General features: G+C 68.1%; 15 protein-coding genes. 6 read left to right on the top strand and 9 right to left on the bottom strand.

Features of this window, described 5'->3' with window-relative positions:
- Positions 1-34: 34 nt before the first annotated feature.
- Positions 35-391 carry a 4a-hydroxytetrahydrobiopterin dehydratase gene (locus KAJ83_RS14510; protein ID WP_281413150.1) on the bottom strand — a complete coding sequence of 119 codons (357 nt, stop codon included), beginning with the start codon at positions 389-391 and terminating at the stop codon, positions 35-37.
- Between the two features lie 51 nt (positions 392-442).
- Here KAJ83_RS14510 and KAJ83_RS14515 point away from each other — a divergent pair, with 51 nt between their 5' ends.
- Positions 443-865, top strand: coding sequence for a metallopeptidase family protein (locus KAJ83_RS14515; protein WP_246484595.1), 423 nt, complete (start codon positions 443-445; stop codon positions 863-865).
- A gap of 284 nt (positions 866-1,149) precedes the next feature.
- Here KAJ83_RS14515 and KAJ83_RS14520 read toward each other — a convergent pair whose 3' ends face one another.
- Positions 1,150-1,818 (bottom strand): glutathione S-transferase family protein, encoded by a 669-nt coding sequence (locus tag KAJ83_RS14520; RefSeq protein WP_210682791.1) that lies wholly within the window; start codon positions 1,816-1,818, stop codon positions 1,150-1,152.
- 134 nt (positions 1,819-1,952) lie between these two features.
- Between KAJ83_RS14520 and KAJ83_RS14525 the strand changes: the two genes are divergently transcribed.
- Positions 1,953-2,114, top strand: coding sequence for a hypothetical protein (locus KAJ83_RS14525; protein ID WP_210682792.1), 162 nt, complete (start codon positions 1,953-1,955; stop codon positions 2,112-2,114).
- A 114-nt stretch (positions 2,115-2,228) separates the two neighbouring features.
- Here the strand turns inward: KAJ83_RS14525 and KAJ83_RS14530 are convergent, their stop codons facing one another.
- Together KAJ83_RS14530 and KAJ83_RS14535 are read right to left on the bottom strand one after the other, a co-directional pair.
- A complete protein-coding gene (locus KAJ83_RS14530; protein ID WP_210682793.1) occupies positions 2,229-3,119 on the bottom strand; it encodes a DMT family transporter in 891 nt (296 codons plus the stop codon).
- A 20-nt stretch (positions 3,120-3,139) separates the two neighbouring features.
- Positions 3,140-3,451, bottom strand: coding sequence for a DUF3253 domain-containing protein (locus KAJ83_RS14535; protein ID WP_210682794.1), 312 nt, complete (start codon positions 3,449-3,451; stop codon positions 3,140-3,142).
- 167 nt (positions 3,452-3,618) lie between these two features.
- On the opposite strand from KAJ83_RS14535, the gene KAJ83_RS14540 reads away from it, so the two are divergent.
- Entirely contained in the window at positions 3,619-4,314 is a 696-nt protein-coding gene (locus KAJ83_RS14540) for an NnrU family protein (protein ID WP_210682795.1), read from the top strand.
- A gap of 27 nt (positions 4,315-4,341) precedes the next feature.
- Here KAJ83_RS14540 and KAJ83_RS14545 read toward each other — a convergent pair whose 3' ends face one another.
- The 3 genes from KAJ83_RS14545 to KAJ83_RS14555 are packed head-to-tail and all read right to left on the bottom strand — an operon-like array spanning position 4,342 to position 7,115.
- On the bottom strand, positions 4,342-5,175 hold the full coding sequence (locus KAJ83_RS14545; protein ID WP_210682796.1) for a DUF3473 domain-containing protein: 834 nt from the start codon (positions 5,173-5,175) through the stop codon (positions 4,342-4,344).
- Positions 5,176-5,184: 9 nt separating this feature from the next.
- Positions 5,185-6,408 (bottom strand): FAD-dependent monooxygenase, encoded by a 1,224-nt coding sequence (locus KAJ83_RS14550; RefSeq protein ID WP_210682797.1) that lies wholly within the window; start codon positions 6,406-6,408, stop codon positions 5,185-5,187.
- Between the two features lie 5 nt (positions 6,409-6,413).
- Positions 6,414-7,115, bottom strand: a complete 702-nt coding sequence (locus KAJ83_RS14555) for an outer membrane protein (RefSeq protein WP_210682798.1) — start codon at positions 7,113-7,115, stop codon at positions 6,414-6,416.
- A 200-nt stretch (positions 7,116-7,315) separates the two neighbouring features.
- Between KAJ83_RS14555 and KAJ83_RS14560 the strand changes: the two genes are divergently transcribed.
- Positions 7,316-8,203, top strand: coding sequence for a pirin family protein (locus tag KAJ83_RS14560; protein WP_210682799.1), 888 nt, complete (start codon positions 7,316-7,318; stop codon positions 8,201-8,203).
- A 109-nt stretch (positions 8,204-8,312) separates the two neighbouring features.
- A complete protein-coding gene (locus KAJ83_RS14565; protein ID WP_210682800.1) occupies positions 8,313-8,939 on the top strand; it encodes a LysE family translocator in 627 nt (208 codons plus the stop codon).
- A gap of 26 nt (positions 8,940-8,965) precedes the next feature.
- Here KAJ83_RS14565 and serA read toward each other — a convergent pair whose 3' ends face one another.
- Both serA and KAJ83_RS14575 read right to left on the bottom strand, forming a co-directional pair.
- Positions 8,966-10,546, bottom strand: a complete 1,581-nt coding sequence (gene serA / locus KAJ83_RS14570; protein ID WP_210682801.1) for a phosphoglycerate dehydrogenase — start codon at positions 10,544-10,546, stop codon at positions 8,966-8,968.
- A 57-nt stretch (positions 10,547-10,603) separates the two neighbouring features.
- Complete coding sequence (locus KAJ83_RS14575; RefSeq protein ID WP_210682802.1) at positions 10,604-11,755, bottom strand: phosphoserine transaminase; 1,152 nt, start codon at positions 11,753-11,755, stop codon at positions 10,604-10,606.
- 307 nt (positions 11,756-12,062) lie between these two features.
- On the opposite strand from KAJ83_RS14575, the gene KAJ83_RS19680 reads away from it, so the two are divergent.
- Positions 12,063-13,373, top strand: a 1,311-nt coding sequence (locus tag KAJ83_RS19680; RefSeq protein WP_210682803.1) for a tetratricopeptide repeat protein, incomplete at its 3' end; no start/stop codon positions are given.

Genomic DNA, 13,373 nt, shown 5'->3' on the forward strand with positions numbered 1-13,373 from the left:
AACTTGCCCACGCGGCAAGTCCCCGCGCGGCACGCTAGCCGAAGCGCGCGGCGGCCTTGTCCATGAAGGCGGCCAACTCCGTATCCAACGCGGTGAGGCCGCCCGCGTCATGGGTCGAGAGGGTGACCTCCACCTTGTTGTAGACGTTGAACCACTCCGGGTGGTGATCCATCTTCTCCGCCTTCAGCGCGCAATGCGTCATGAACCCGAAGGCTTGGTTGAAGGTCTTGAACTTGAAGCTCTTGGCGATGGCGTCGCGATCGTCCAGGACGCGCCAGTCGGAGAGCGTTTCAAGCGCCTGGTCACGCGCGATGCTGGTCAGTTTCTCGGCCATCGATTGGTTTCCCTTCCGTCGCGTGGGATATTTCGGCGAACGACGGCGCGCCCTCATGCCGTGCGGGCATGTCTTGCGAGACGCCGTCTTCCCCTCCCATATAGGCGCATGATGTCGAACGTCACCCACCCGTCCGGTCCGGCCGCGCGCAACGCCCCCTCGATCGACGAGATAGAGCGGTTGGCGCGCGCGGCGCTCAAGGAACTACCCGAGGAATTCGCCCGTTATCTGGGCGATATCGTCTTTCGCGTGGACGAGTTTCCGCCCGATGACGTGCTGGACGAGCTTGGCCTGGAAAGCCCGTTCGAGCTGATGGGCCTCTATCAGGGCGTCGACATGGCGCATAAGTCGGTGAACGACCCGGCGGTCGAGCCGGACATGATCTTCCTCTATCGCCGGCCGTTGCTCGATTACTGGTGCGAGACGGGGGAGGATCTGGGCGATCTCGTCCGGCACGTGGTGGTGCACGAGATCGGCCATCATTTCGGCCTCTCCGACGACGACATGGAGGCGATCGAGGACGAGGCCTGAGCCCGTCGGATCGGCGCTCGCCTAGAGCGTGTCGCGTTGATTTGAAATCACCTGAGATCGGTTTTCCGGGTTTCCGGCTAGGAGAGGGGGCGCCGGCGATGTGGGGCATCGTCAAGCGCGCTCGACGCGGTCCGGGAGCCCGGAAAACCGACCGGAGGCGCCGCCTTCGGCTCCCTGATCGTCGTCGCGCCCCGCTTCCGATGCCCCGCATCGCCGCGCGCGCCGCTCCTCGTCAGAAAACCGAATGCGGCGTCTCAGGTGGTTCCAAATCAACGCGACACGCTCTAGAAATCCAGGTCGGCGTAGTGACGCGGCGGCGGGGCGCCGGGGATATGGTCGGCCAGGACGGGGCGGAAGCTCGGCCGCGACTTGACGCGCGCGTACCAGTCCTTGGCCTCCGAATGGTCGCCCCAGGGCACGTCGCCGAGATAATCGACGGTCGAGAGATGCGCGGCCGCCGTCAGATCGGCGAGCGTCATCTCCTCCCCCGCGAGCCAGGTCCGCCGATCCACCAGCCAGTCGATATAGGCGAGGTGGATATGCAGGTTCCGGCCGCCCGCGCGGATCGCGCTCGAACTCGGCTCGCCCAGGCCGAGGAAGCGCTTCATGATCTTTTCCTCGACCAGATTGACGCCGACCTCCGCGTAGAACTTGCGGTCGAACCAGTCGATCAGCCGGCGCACCTCCGCCCGCTCGATCGCGCCGGTGCCCAGCAGCGGGCGCGCGCCGTACATCTCGTCCAGATATTCGCAGATCACCTGACTGCCGCAGATGCGGTTGCCGTCCTCGTCCACCAGGACGGGGCATTCGCCGGTCGGGTTCAGCGCCAGGAAATCGTCACGCCGCTCCCATACCTTCTCGACCTGCATCTTGAAGGGCAGTTGTTTCTCTCCGAGGGCGAGCCGGACCTTGCGGCAGAAGGGAGAGAGCCAGAGGTGGTAAAGCAGCATCATGGTCTTTCAGCGTATAATCCCGTAGAGCACGACCCGCAACAGGCGGAAGCGGTCCACTCTTGAACCGCCGCACATCATCCCCAAATCATTCGGCGAACGAAGCATCAAGATTCCTACACGGAAAAAGGAGCGATATGATGACGATTCCCGGAAATTCCTCGGCGCTGCGCCCGGTTCTCGGCCTTTTCGCGGCGATCTTCCTGGTTCTTGGCCTTGCGGCCTGCGAGAACACGATGGAAGGCGCGGGCGACGATATGGAACAGATGGGCGACGACATCGAGGAGGCGACGGACTGATTGTCGCCCCGTCCTACTGTTCTTTCGCGATGTGATCCGTCCTTCCGCCCGAATCGGGTCGCGACCCGGTTCGGGCGGGAGTAGGCGCGGCAGGCGGCGCGAAATCATCGCGTCCTAGGACGTTCCTTCCCGCCGCGCCGGCCAGTTCACCATCAGGATGCCCGCGGCCACAGGAATAAGCCCGAGCAGGTCGCTGCGCGTCACAGGTTCGCCCAGTGCGATAAAGGCGATCAGCAGGGCGATCCCCGGATTGAGGAAGTGGAACGCACTGGCCGCGCCCGCCCCCGCCTTGCGGATCAGCGCGAACCAGATCAGCAGCGTCGCGAAGGTCATCACGATGACCGTATAGGCCTGGGTCCAGATAAAGGTCCATCCGAAGGTTATGTCCGGGTCCTCCAGGATCAGCGCCACCGGCAGCAACACCACCCCCGCCGCCCCGGACTGCACCGCGTTCATGGCCAGAGGATCGGCATCCGCGCCCCGCCGCTTATAGAGCACCGTTCCACAGGCGAGACAGATCATCCCCACCGCCGCGATGGCGATTCCGAGCGGATCATCGACCGCGCTTTCCGCGTTGAGGCGATGGCCCAGGATGAACCATGCCCCGCCGAGCCCGAGAGCCAAACCGGCGAGCTTGCGCACGGTCGGCTTCTCCCCCAGCACCGGCCAGGCGAGGCCGACCGTTACCAGCGGCATCAGGCTGGCGATCATCGCCACCATGCCGGAGGAGACCGTGCGGAAGGCGATATAGCAGGCACCGAGATAGAGGGCGTTGTTGAAGATGCCCAGCCATATTCCCGTCCACATATCGGCCCGGTTGTCCGGAAGCCGCCGGCGCATCGCCACCAGCACCAGCCACATCAGCAGGAAGCCGAGGCTGTATCGGATGACCAGGAACCAAAGCGGCGGGGCCGCCTGGACCGCGAATTTGCCCACCGTGAAGGCCGAGCTCCACAGCACGCAGAAGGTGACGCCGAGCGCCAGAACCTGCCAATTGAACCGCATGGATCGAACCCCGGAGCCCCTCAATCGCGCTTGAGGCGCATGCGCCACAGGCCCTTGAAGTCGTTCGGGTCGGCGGGCTCCCCCTTGCGCAGGATATCGATCCGGCCATCCCGGGCCAGGTGGATCGCCTGCTGCTTCACCGCCTGACGGTATCGCTTGAACAGGTCGCGACCGTCCTTCGGCTTGCGCTTGGTTTCGGCATAGGCGCGCGCGGCATCCTCCGGCGACAGGCTCTCGCCCGCCGGCAGCGCCTCGAGCTGCGCCAGGATAGATCGCGCGACGGGGTCGAGCGCGTCACGCGCCGCGCCGTCGTCTTGGCTTTCGGCCGTCATTGGGGAATCCTCTTGATTGGCGGCGCCCGGAAACGATGGCGCCACCCGCGCGGATGCGGCGCACTATGGACGGGGGCGGCGGTCATGTCCATATTGACGCGGATCGCCCGCGGCCGGGCGGTCACCCATTTCGGCAAGTCTGGCGGCGGGACCAAGGGGGCGTTCAGGTGGCCGGTGCGTTTTCCGATGTGACCATCGCGGTCGCGACCTTCGTCGGCGGGCATTTCCTGCTCTCCAGCCTGCCCGTGCGCATGGTGCTGATTCAAAAACTGGGCGAGAACGGCTTTCGCCTGCTCTATTCGGTTGTCGCGGGGGCCACGCTCTTCTGGTCGATCGCCAGCTACAACAATGCGCCGTTCCATGGTCTCTGGCCGCCCGTGCCGGCGCTGGTTCACCTCCAAATGCTGTTGATGCTGGCCTCGGCGGTGCTGTTCGCGACATCCATCACCACGCGCAGCCCGACCGCCGTCGGCGGGGAACGGATGTTGCGCGACCCCAAGCCGCCGGCCGGAATCCTGACCGTCACCCGTCATCCGATGCTCTGGTCCTTCCTGCTCTGGGCGATCGGACACATGGCCGTCAACGGCGACGTGGCGAGTCTTATCTTCTTCGGCGGCATCGCCCTGTTGGCCGCGGGCGGCATGGCGCATATCGACTATCGTCGGCAAAGCCAGACGGGGGCCGATTGGGGGCCGGTCGCGCTCGCCACCAGCGCGGTGCCCTTCCTGGCGGCGATCCAGGGGCGCTGCCGGATCGATTGGGCTGGGATCGGGCTCGCCCGGCTGGCCCTGGGCTTGGCCATCTATGCCGCGTTGTTGCTCGGCCATGAATGGATCGCCGGGGTGCCGCTGGTTCGGTTTTAGGGGCGTCTCGTCCGAGCCTCTTCGGCGTTATCCAGGGAAGGGCCGCGCGGCCGTGAAATGACCGGCCGCGACCCGCGCGCCCAGCGGCGGGCCGATCGTGCTGCCCATGCCGCCATGTAGAAGCCGCGCGAAACGCGCCCGTGCCCCCGACCGCCGCGCATGCAACAGCAGGCTCATCCAAAGCGGCGCGCCATGCGGGCGGCAGAAAGGCTCCGCCGGATCGATGTCATAGGGGTGGAGATAACTCCAGAGTCCCGCCGCCGGGCCGCTATCGGCCCCGCGCAGGCGTCGGCGGATCAGCGCCGCCGGCAGATAGCGGAAATAGATCCCGCCCAGATAGGGCAGCGTCAGCGGCCCAACCCGCGTGACCGGCGCCGGCAGTTCCAGCAGGCCGCAGGGCCAGCGGAACGGCTCCCTCGGCGCGCCGGGATAGCCGTGGAGCGGGCTTCCCGCCGGCAGCACGCTGGAGGAATAGTGGAAGCCGATTTCCGCCAATGCCTCCGGGACCCAGGGCGTGGCGCGCGTCAGGGAGAAGCTGGGCGCGCGATAGCCCGGTACCGGCGCCCCGGCCGCGTCGGCCAGCGCCGCGCGCGCATCCGCCGTGCGCCGCCGGAACGAGTCCGGATCGTGCGCGGCCAGCGGCACGTGGTCGAAGGAATGCAGGCCGATCTCATGGCCTTCCGCCGCGATCCGCCGGATCAGCGCCCGGTCGGTCGCGATCAGGTCGGCGACGATAAAAAGGCTCGCCCTGACCCCTGCCTCGGCCAGCAGCTCCAGCAACTGCTCGGTCATCGCCGCATGGCGCTTCGGTCCCCGCGCGGCGCCGCGATGATCCTCGATATCGAGCGTGACGGAGAGCATGCGGTCCCCTCACACGGAGTCATACTTGGCGCGGAAATGCCGTTCGAAGGCCACGCGCGGCAGGAAGCGCATGGCGTTGTTGCGCGCGGCCTCGATCACGGCGCTGCGCGGTACGTACCATTTCACGGCCGCGCGCGTCGCCCGTTGCATGGCGTCGAGGATGGGCTTCCGCGCGCCCTCCACCGCCGCGAAGGCCGCCGCCGGATCCTCCGGCCGCGCCAGCATCGCGTTCGCCAGCCGCGCCGCGCCGGTCAATGCGGCGGCCGCGCCCCGGCCGGAAAACAGCGTCAGGCAATGCGCCGCGTCGCCCACCAGCGCGACGCGGCCCGCATGCCAATGCGGCAGTTCGATCTGGCTGAGCCGGTCCATGTAGAAGCTCCGCCCCCTCGGCCCATGGGCGAGCGCGGTGGCCGTCGCCTTCGGCGCGCCGGTGAAGGCGCGGGCCAGCAGGTCGGCCCGCGCGGCCGGTTCCTCCGGCGGGGCCGGCGCCGTCTCCGCCCAGACGAAGACGGCGCCCGCCTCGCCAGTCTCGGCCTCGCCAGCCCCCGCCGCTTCTGGCTTCGTATCCCCGGACGCGGTTTGGAAGATCGCCATGTAGCGCGCGCGTTCCATGTAGGTCCGGAATTCCCGGTCGAGGCCGAGCGCGTTGGGAAGTCGATAGGCGGCGCAGAACAGGCCCAGATCGTGCCGGATCGGCGCATGCCCGGCCAACCCGTCGAAGGCCAGCGCGCGGGTCGCCGAATGAACGCCGTCCGCCCCGATGACGGCGGCGGCACGCAGGGCCGACCCGTCGTTGAGTTTCAGGCGGATACCGGTCTCCTCCCGGTCTAGGGCCGTCACCGTCACGCCCCGATGCAGGGCGACGCCGTCGGGCAGGGCGGCCATCAACGCCTTCGCCAGATCGTTGCGCATCGGCTGGATGACCGGGAGCGATCCGAACAACCGCCCATAATCGAGCGCCAGCAGCCGCCGGCCGCGCGCGTCGTGATAGCTGGACCGGGTGATGCGATGGATGCGCGCCGTCACATCGTCGAGTATGCCGAGGCGATCCGCCACCGCGTGCGCCTCGCCCGAGAGGGACACGAGGAACCCGCCGCCGCGCATTTCCGCGTCGCGTTCCACCAGGGTCACGGGCACGCCCGCCCGGCCCAGGACGACCGCCGCGGTCAGACCGGCGATCCCGGCGCCGACGACAACGACCCCGTCGGCGCGGATGTCGCCCTTCGCCGCCACGACGTCTAGAAGCGGTAGAGGAGCGAGAGCATCAGGTCGTGGGAAACATAGGTCTCGGCATTGATCGTCTCGCCGCCGGCCTGCGTGCCGCTTTCCACCTCGCCCATGTCGAGATAGCGATAGGCGAGCTCCGTCCCCCAGTTCCGCGCCAACTCATAATCGACGCCGACCATGGCGCCGAGCGCGAGGCTGTTGGTCGTATTCTCGGTCTTGGTGATGGCCCCGGTGGTGAGGTTCGAGCGCTCGATCTCCGAGCTATTGCGGACCCAGCCGACCGTGGCGCCGATGAAGGGTGTCCAGGCGCTGTCGGTGCGGATTTCCCAGGCGCCGCTCACCAGCGCCATGGTCGAGGACAGGTTGTTCTCATAGCCATGGCCCGGGCCGCCCGGATCACGCACGTCGTAATCCATGCGGAAACGGTGGGAGAGTTCCCCCTCCACCCGCAGGGGCAGATCGCCAAACCGATAGCCGAAGACACCGCCGGCCGCCGCCGTGGGGTCCTCGGTATTGTTGTCGATGCGGTTGCCGGCGAAGCCGGTGGTCGTGACATCCTCGACACTCGACTGGCCGCCGGTCAGGCGCAGGCCGACATAGGCGCCCTCGCGCGCATGCTGCGCGGCCGCCGGGGCTGAGATCATCGCCGCCGCGATCGCCAAGACGGCGATCGAACCGCCGACACACCGTTTCGCCAAACCGTTCGAAGACACGGGCCGTTCCCCCCTGCTCGCCGAATAATTCCGAAGCCCTGGAACGGCTTATAGCCGAAAGTTCGAGGCAGGTCGATATCCAAGACGCGCGCGCGAAACCCCTTGGTCGGCGACCGGGCGCGGCGCACAATGCGCGGCGCGGCATGTCCGACCAGGGCATTCGGCGACATGACGGGCTGGGAAGGCAGGAAGGGCTAAACATGCGGGAGCGCCCCGAAACCGAAGCGATCGAGATGGAGATCGTCCCCCGCGCCGGCGATATCGGCGGGTTCGAGGTCGCGCGGGTCCTGCCCTTCCGCAAACGGCGGATGGTCGGTCCCTTCATCTTCCTCGACCAGATGGGGCCGAGCCGCTTCACGCCCGGCACCGGCCTGGACGTGGCGCCGCATCCGCATATCGGGCTCGCCACGGTGACCTATCTGGTCGAGGGCGAGATCCTGCATCGCGACAGCCTGGGCAACGCGCTGCCGATCCGCCCGGGGGAGGTCAATTGGATGACCGCGGGGCGCGGCATCGTGCATTCCGAACGCTCCCCCGACGCCGTCCGCGCGCGCGGTGGCGCCATCGCGGGCCTGCAGGCCTGGGTCGCCCTGCCCCGGGATGGGGAGGAATGCGCCCCCGCCTTCGTCCATCACGACGACGCCACCCTGCCGGTGATCGTGGATGGGGGCGTCAACGCCCGGGTGATCGCCGGGGCCTATGCCGGCGCGCGCTCCCCCGTCGCGGTGGCGAGCGAGACGATCTATGTCGATCTGAATCTGGCGGAGGGGGCGGCCGCGCCGATCGACGCGGCATGGGAGGAACGCGCCCTCTATCTCTATTCGGGCGGGGTGGAGATCGACGGCCGACGGTATGATCCGGGCCGCCTCCTGGTGCTCGCCCCCGGCGCGGCGATCACGGTTCGGGCGGTCGGGGGGCCGGCGCGCCTGATGCTGATGGGGGGCGCGGCAATGGATGGACCGCGCCATATCTGGTGGAATTTCGTCTCTTCCCGCCGCGAGCGGATCGAACAGGCCAAGGCGGATTGGAAGGCCGGACGCTTCGATCCCGTGCCGGGCGACGACGATTTCGTTCCACTTCCGGAATAAGTTCGGAACGAGGCCGCTCGCGCGGGCGACCATTCGCCGCCCTCGGGTCCGGGCGCGCCCGTGCGAGGCTTGGGACCGTCCCAGCCTCGTCCCAAGCGGAGTACCGGCAATGCCCTCGAGCGATCTTCTGACCGCCTTCCTGATCGCCTCCGCGCTCTTCGCCTGCGTGCCCGGCCCCTCGATGCTGTTCGCCGCCACCCGGACGCTTAGCGACGGGCGCCGGGCCGGGTGGTGGGCGATGCTGGGCTTCCATATCGCCGGCCTTTGCCACGTGGCGGCGGCGGCCTTCGGGGTTTCGGCGTTGATCGCGCTGGTCCCGCCGCTCTTCATCGCGATGAAGCTGGTGGGGGCCGGTTATCTCATCTGGCTCGGTATCGGCTATCTGCGCCGGCCCCGCCCAATATCCCGGATATCCACCGGGCGAACGGGGATGAAGGGGCTGCGCGACAGTTTTTTGGTGGAGGTCCTGAACCCGAAATCGGCGCTCTTCTTCCTCGCCTTCCTGCCGCAATTCACGCAGGCCGGGGCGAGCCTGCCGGTCTGGGCGCAGATCGCGATTCTGGGGCTGATCGTCAATCTGATGTTCAGCCTGACCGACGCGCTGATGATCGAGGGGGCGCACCGGATCGCCCGGCGTCTGCGGGGGTCTGGGCGCGTCCCGGTCCTGCCGCGGCGCCTGGCCGGCGGCGCGCTGATCGCGCTGGGAATCAATCTGGCGCTGACCGGGGAGCGGTGAGGCACCGGTATTGCGCGGCTGCTGTCCTAGAACTTCAGCGGCTTCGCCTGGATCACCTGGGGCAGGGCCTTGATCGCCTCCAGCACCGCGCCCTCGACCGGCGCGTCGGTCGCGATCAGGGCGATGGCGTCCCCGCCGGTCGATTCCCGGCCCAGATGGAAGGTGCCGATATTGATCCCCGCATCGCCCAGGATGGTGCCCAGCCCGCCGATCAGCCCGGGCTGATCGCGGTTGGTGATATAGAGCATATGCTCGCTCAACTCCGCCTCGATCGAGATATCCTTGATCGAGACGATGCGCGGCAGCCCGCCGCCGAACAACGTGCCGGAGATCGAGCGCGTGAAATCCTCCGTCTCCACCGTCAGGCGGATCAGCGTGTTGTAGTCGCCCTCGCGCTCATGGACGGTTTCGCTGACGTCGATGCCGCGATCCTTCGCGAAAAGCGGCGCGTTCACCATGTTGACCGCGTCGGAGAAGGGTTTCATCAGTTCCGCCAGCGCGGCTTGGACCAGCGGCTTGCGGTTGAGCTTCGCGACCGCGCCCTCGAATTCCATGGTAACGGATTTCAGGCCGTTCTCCGTCACCTGGCCCGCGAAGGAGCCGAGCTGACAGGCAAGCTTCATATAGGGCTTGAGGCGCGGCGCGTCCTCGGCCGAGATCGAGGGCATGTTGAGCGCGTTGGTGATCGCGCCCGTCATCAGGTAATCCGACATCTGCTCGGCCACCTGCAGGGCGACATTCTCCTGCGCCTCCTCCGTCGCCGCGCCAAGATGGGGCGTGCAGACGACGTTCGGCTTATCGAACAGCACGTTCTCGCGCGCGGGTTCCTCCACGAAGACGTCGAAGGCGGCGCCCGCCACCTTGCCCGCGTCGATCGCGGCGGCCAGATCGGCCTCGTTCACGATTCCGCCGCGCGCGCAATTGATGATGCGCACCCCGTCCTTGCATTTCGCCAGCGCCCCGGCGTCGATCAGGTCGCGCGTCTGGTCGGTCAACGGCGTGTGCACGGTGATGAAATCGGCCTTGGCCAGCAGCGTGTCGAAATCCACCTTCTCGACATTCAGCGCGGCCGCCCGCTCCTCCGACAGGAAGGGGTCGTAGGCGGCCACCTTCATCTTAAGCCCCTGAGCCCGGTCGGCGACGATGGCGCCGATATTGCCGACACCGACAAGGCCCAGCACCTTGCCGTAAAGCTCGACCCCCATGAAGCGGGATTTCTCCCACTTGCCCGCGCGGGTGGAGGCGTCGGCGGCCGGAATCTGGCGCGCGCAGGCCATCATCATGGCGACGGCATGCTCCGCCGTCGTGATGGAGTTGCCGAAGGGCGTGTTCATCACGACGATCCCGGCGCCGGTCGCGGCCTCCATATCGATATTGTCGACGCCGATCCCGGCGCGGCCGACGACGCGCAGCCGGTCCTTCGCCTTCTCCAGAACCGCCGCCGTCACCTTGGTGGCGGAGCGGATGGCCAGCCCGTCGTAATCGCCGATGATCGACAGCAATTCGTCCGCCGGCAGGCCCGGCTTGAAATCGACCTCCAGGCCGCGGCGTTCGAAGACCGCGACGGCTTCCTGGCTCAACTTGTCGGAAATCAGGACACGGGGCATGGGCTTTTCATTTCTCTGATCTTATAGGGTCGGGCTCGGTCGTCGGGTCCGGGACGCTCAGGAAAGCTCCCCATAGGCCCAATCGATCCAGGGCAGCACGGCCGCCATGTCGGCGGGCTCCACCGTCGCGCCGCCCCAAAGGCGCAAGCCCGGGGGCGCGTCGCGATAGCCGTTGATGTCGAAGGCGACCGCCTCCTCCTCCAGCCGCTTGGCGATGGCCTTGGGCGCGCCGGCGCGGGCCTCGCCCTCCAGCGGGCAGGCATCGGCCAGCTTCAGGCAGATCGAGGTGGAGGAGCGCGTCGCCGGGTCGCTCGCCAGGAAATCGATCCAGTCGCGCGCCGCGACCCAATCCTCCACCGCTGCCAGGTTCGATTGCGAGCGCGCGACCAACGCGTCGAGCCCGCCGATCCCGGCCGCCCATTTCAGCGCGTCCAGGCAATCCTCCACCGCCAGCATGGAGGGGGTGTTGATCGTCTCCCCCTTCCAGATGCCCTCGTTCAGCGCGCCGCCCTTGGTCATGCGGAAGATCTTCGGCAGCGGCCAGTCGGGGGCGAAGCTCTCCAGCCGCTCCACCGCGCGCGGGCTCAGCACCAGCATGCCGTGCGCGCCCTCGCCGCCCAGCACCTTCTGCCAGGACCAGGTGACGACATCGAGCTTGCGCCACGGCAGATGCATGGCGAAGGCGGCCGATGTCGCGTCGCAGATCGTCAGCCCCTCCCGGTCGTCGGCGATCCAATCGCCGTCGGGCACGCGCACGCCGCTGGTCGTGCCGTTCCAGGTGAAGACGCAGTCGCGGTCCGGGTCGGTCCTGGAAAGATCGGGCAGCAGGCCGTAATCCGCCTCCATCACGCGGGCGTCCTGGAGCTTCAGCTGCTTGACCACGTCGCTCACCCAGCCGGTGCCGAAGCTTTCCCACGCCAGCAGATCGACGCCGCGCGCGCCCAGCATCGACCACAGCGCCATTTCCACCGCGCCGGTGTCGGAGGCCGGGACGATCCCGATGCGATAATCCGCCGGAATGGCCAGCAGCTCGCGCGTGCGCTCGATCACCTCCGCCAGCTTCTTCTTGCCGGGGCCGGAGCGATGGGAGCGCCCGACCAGCGCGTCCGCCAGCACGGCGGGCGACCAGCCCGGCCGCTTGGCGCAGGGGCCGGAGGAGAAATTGGGGCAGGCGGGACGCTTCACGGGACGCTCGGACGGGGCGGTCATGATCGATAGGGCTCCTCACGCGGGGTCGCGGGGTCTCGGCCGGGTGGGCCCGCCGCCCGCGCGTTCATCTGGACCGGGTGACGCGGAAGAGGACGCCCGACACCGGCCGCCGCCTCCCGCGCCGCGAAGCTAGGCGGGGGGGCGGGGCGAATCAACGCCCAATTTGTCGCTCTGGCGGAAGAAGGGGTCGCATTTGGGCGGCTTTCGCGGTGGCGCGCCGTTCCCCTTCCCGCCGCCCGGCTCCGGCCACTAGCCTCATGGCTGTGGACGGCCTAGCATGCCACCGCCAATGGGCGATTCCGGGGGCGTGAGCGGGGATGAGCGGGAGGGGGAGGTTGCGATGCTGACGGCGCTGATCGATATCCTGACGGAACTGCGCGACGACAGCCTCTATGGCCAGGTGCAGTTCCTGCTCGCCGTCGGGGTCGTGGTCGTCGGGCCGATGATCGCCACCTTTCGATACACCCGGCATCGCGCCAAGCGGCGCTATCAGAAAGGTATCCAGCGGATAAAGGAGCTTGAGGACGAGCGCGCGGCGAATGAGGAGACGATCGCGGCCCTCCGCGCGGACAGGAAGCAGGGGGAGGCGCGGTGCGAAACGCTCCTCTCCGAGGCGCCGGAGGGGGTCCTCGAGCGGATCGAGCGGGAGGAGCGCGACGGCAATCTGGACCCCGCGATCGCCATCGCCCGGGACTATATCGGGCGTAACCGGACGGCGCTTCACCGCGCCTATCGCCTGCTGACCGACGCCGCCATCATCGAGGCGAGCGAGGACGGCGCCGCCGGCTATGCCAATGCGCTGCTCCATGCGCGCGGCGGCCTGGCCGTGGCGCCGGAGGATGAGGATCTCCGCGACCTCGCCGAGGAGCTGGAGCAGGCGGCCGCCGACCCCGACCATCCCGTTCCTCATGACGCCCCCCACGACGCGCCCGGCTCCCCTACTACCGCCTCTCCCACCCAGGGCCCTTCCGACGCGGCCACTCGCGCCGAACGCCGCGCGGCGCGGGCGGCCCTGCCGGCCGATCTGGACGCCCTCCAACGGTGTTTTTCACGTGCCTACCGAACCGGTCATTGGCGCCTGATGCGCCGTTTCGCCGAGCATGGCCTGCGGCTCGCCCGCCGGGTCGAGGGAGGAGAGACGCGTAAGGTATTGATTTGGTGCCACAATCTCGCGGACGCGGAGCGATTGGATGGGCACCCCGACCGCGCGTTCGACCTGCTGGAACCGGAGACGAAGCCCTGGGAAGCGGTTTTCGGGCCGGACGATGCCGTGAGCTTCAGGTTTCGCCACAGCATCGCCTCGTGCCTCCGACGTATCGGATCGGTCGGCGAGGCGCTGGAGTTCGCGCGCGCGCTTCTTCCCGATCGGGAGCGTGTCCAGGGCACGGACCATCCCGACACCCTGGCGACGCGCCATCTCATCGCCACGTGCCTCCGGGATATCGGATCGGCCGGCGAGGCCTTGAGCGCGTCGCGCGCGCTTTTGCCCGATCGGGAACGTATCAAGGGCGAGGACCATCCCGAGACCCTGACGACGCGTTATCTCATCGCCACGTGCCTCCGGGATATCGGATCGGCCGGCGAGGCCTTGAGCGCGTCGCGCGCGCTTTTGCCCGAT

The organism is Marivibrio halodurans (assembly GCF_017963645.1).
Classification (GTDB): domain Bacteria; phylum Pseudomonadota; class Alphaproteobacteria; order UBA8366; family Aestuariispiraceae; genus Marivibrio; species Marivibrio halodurans.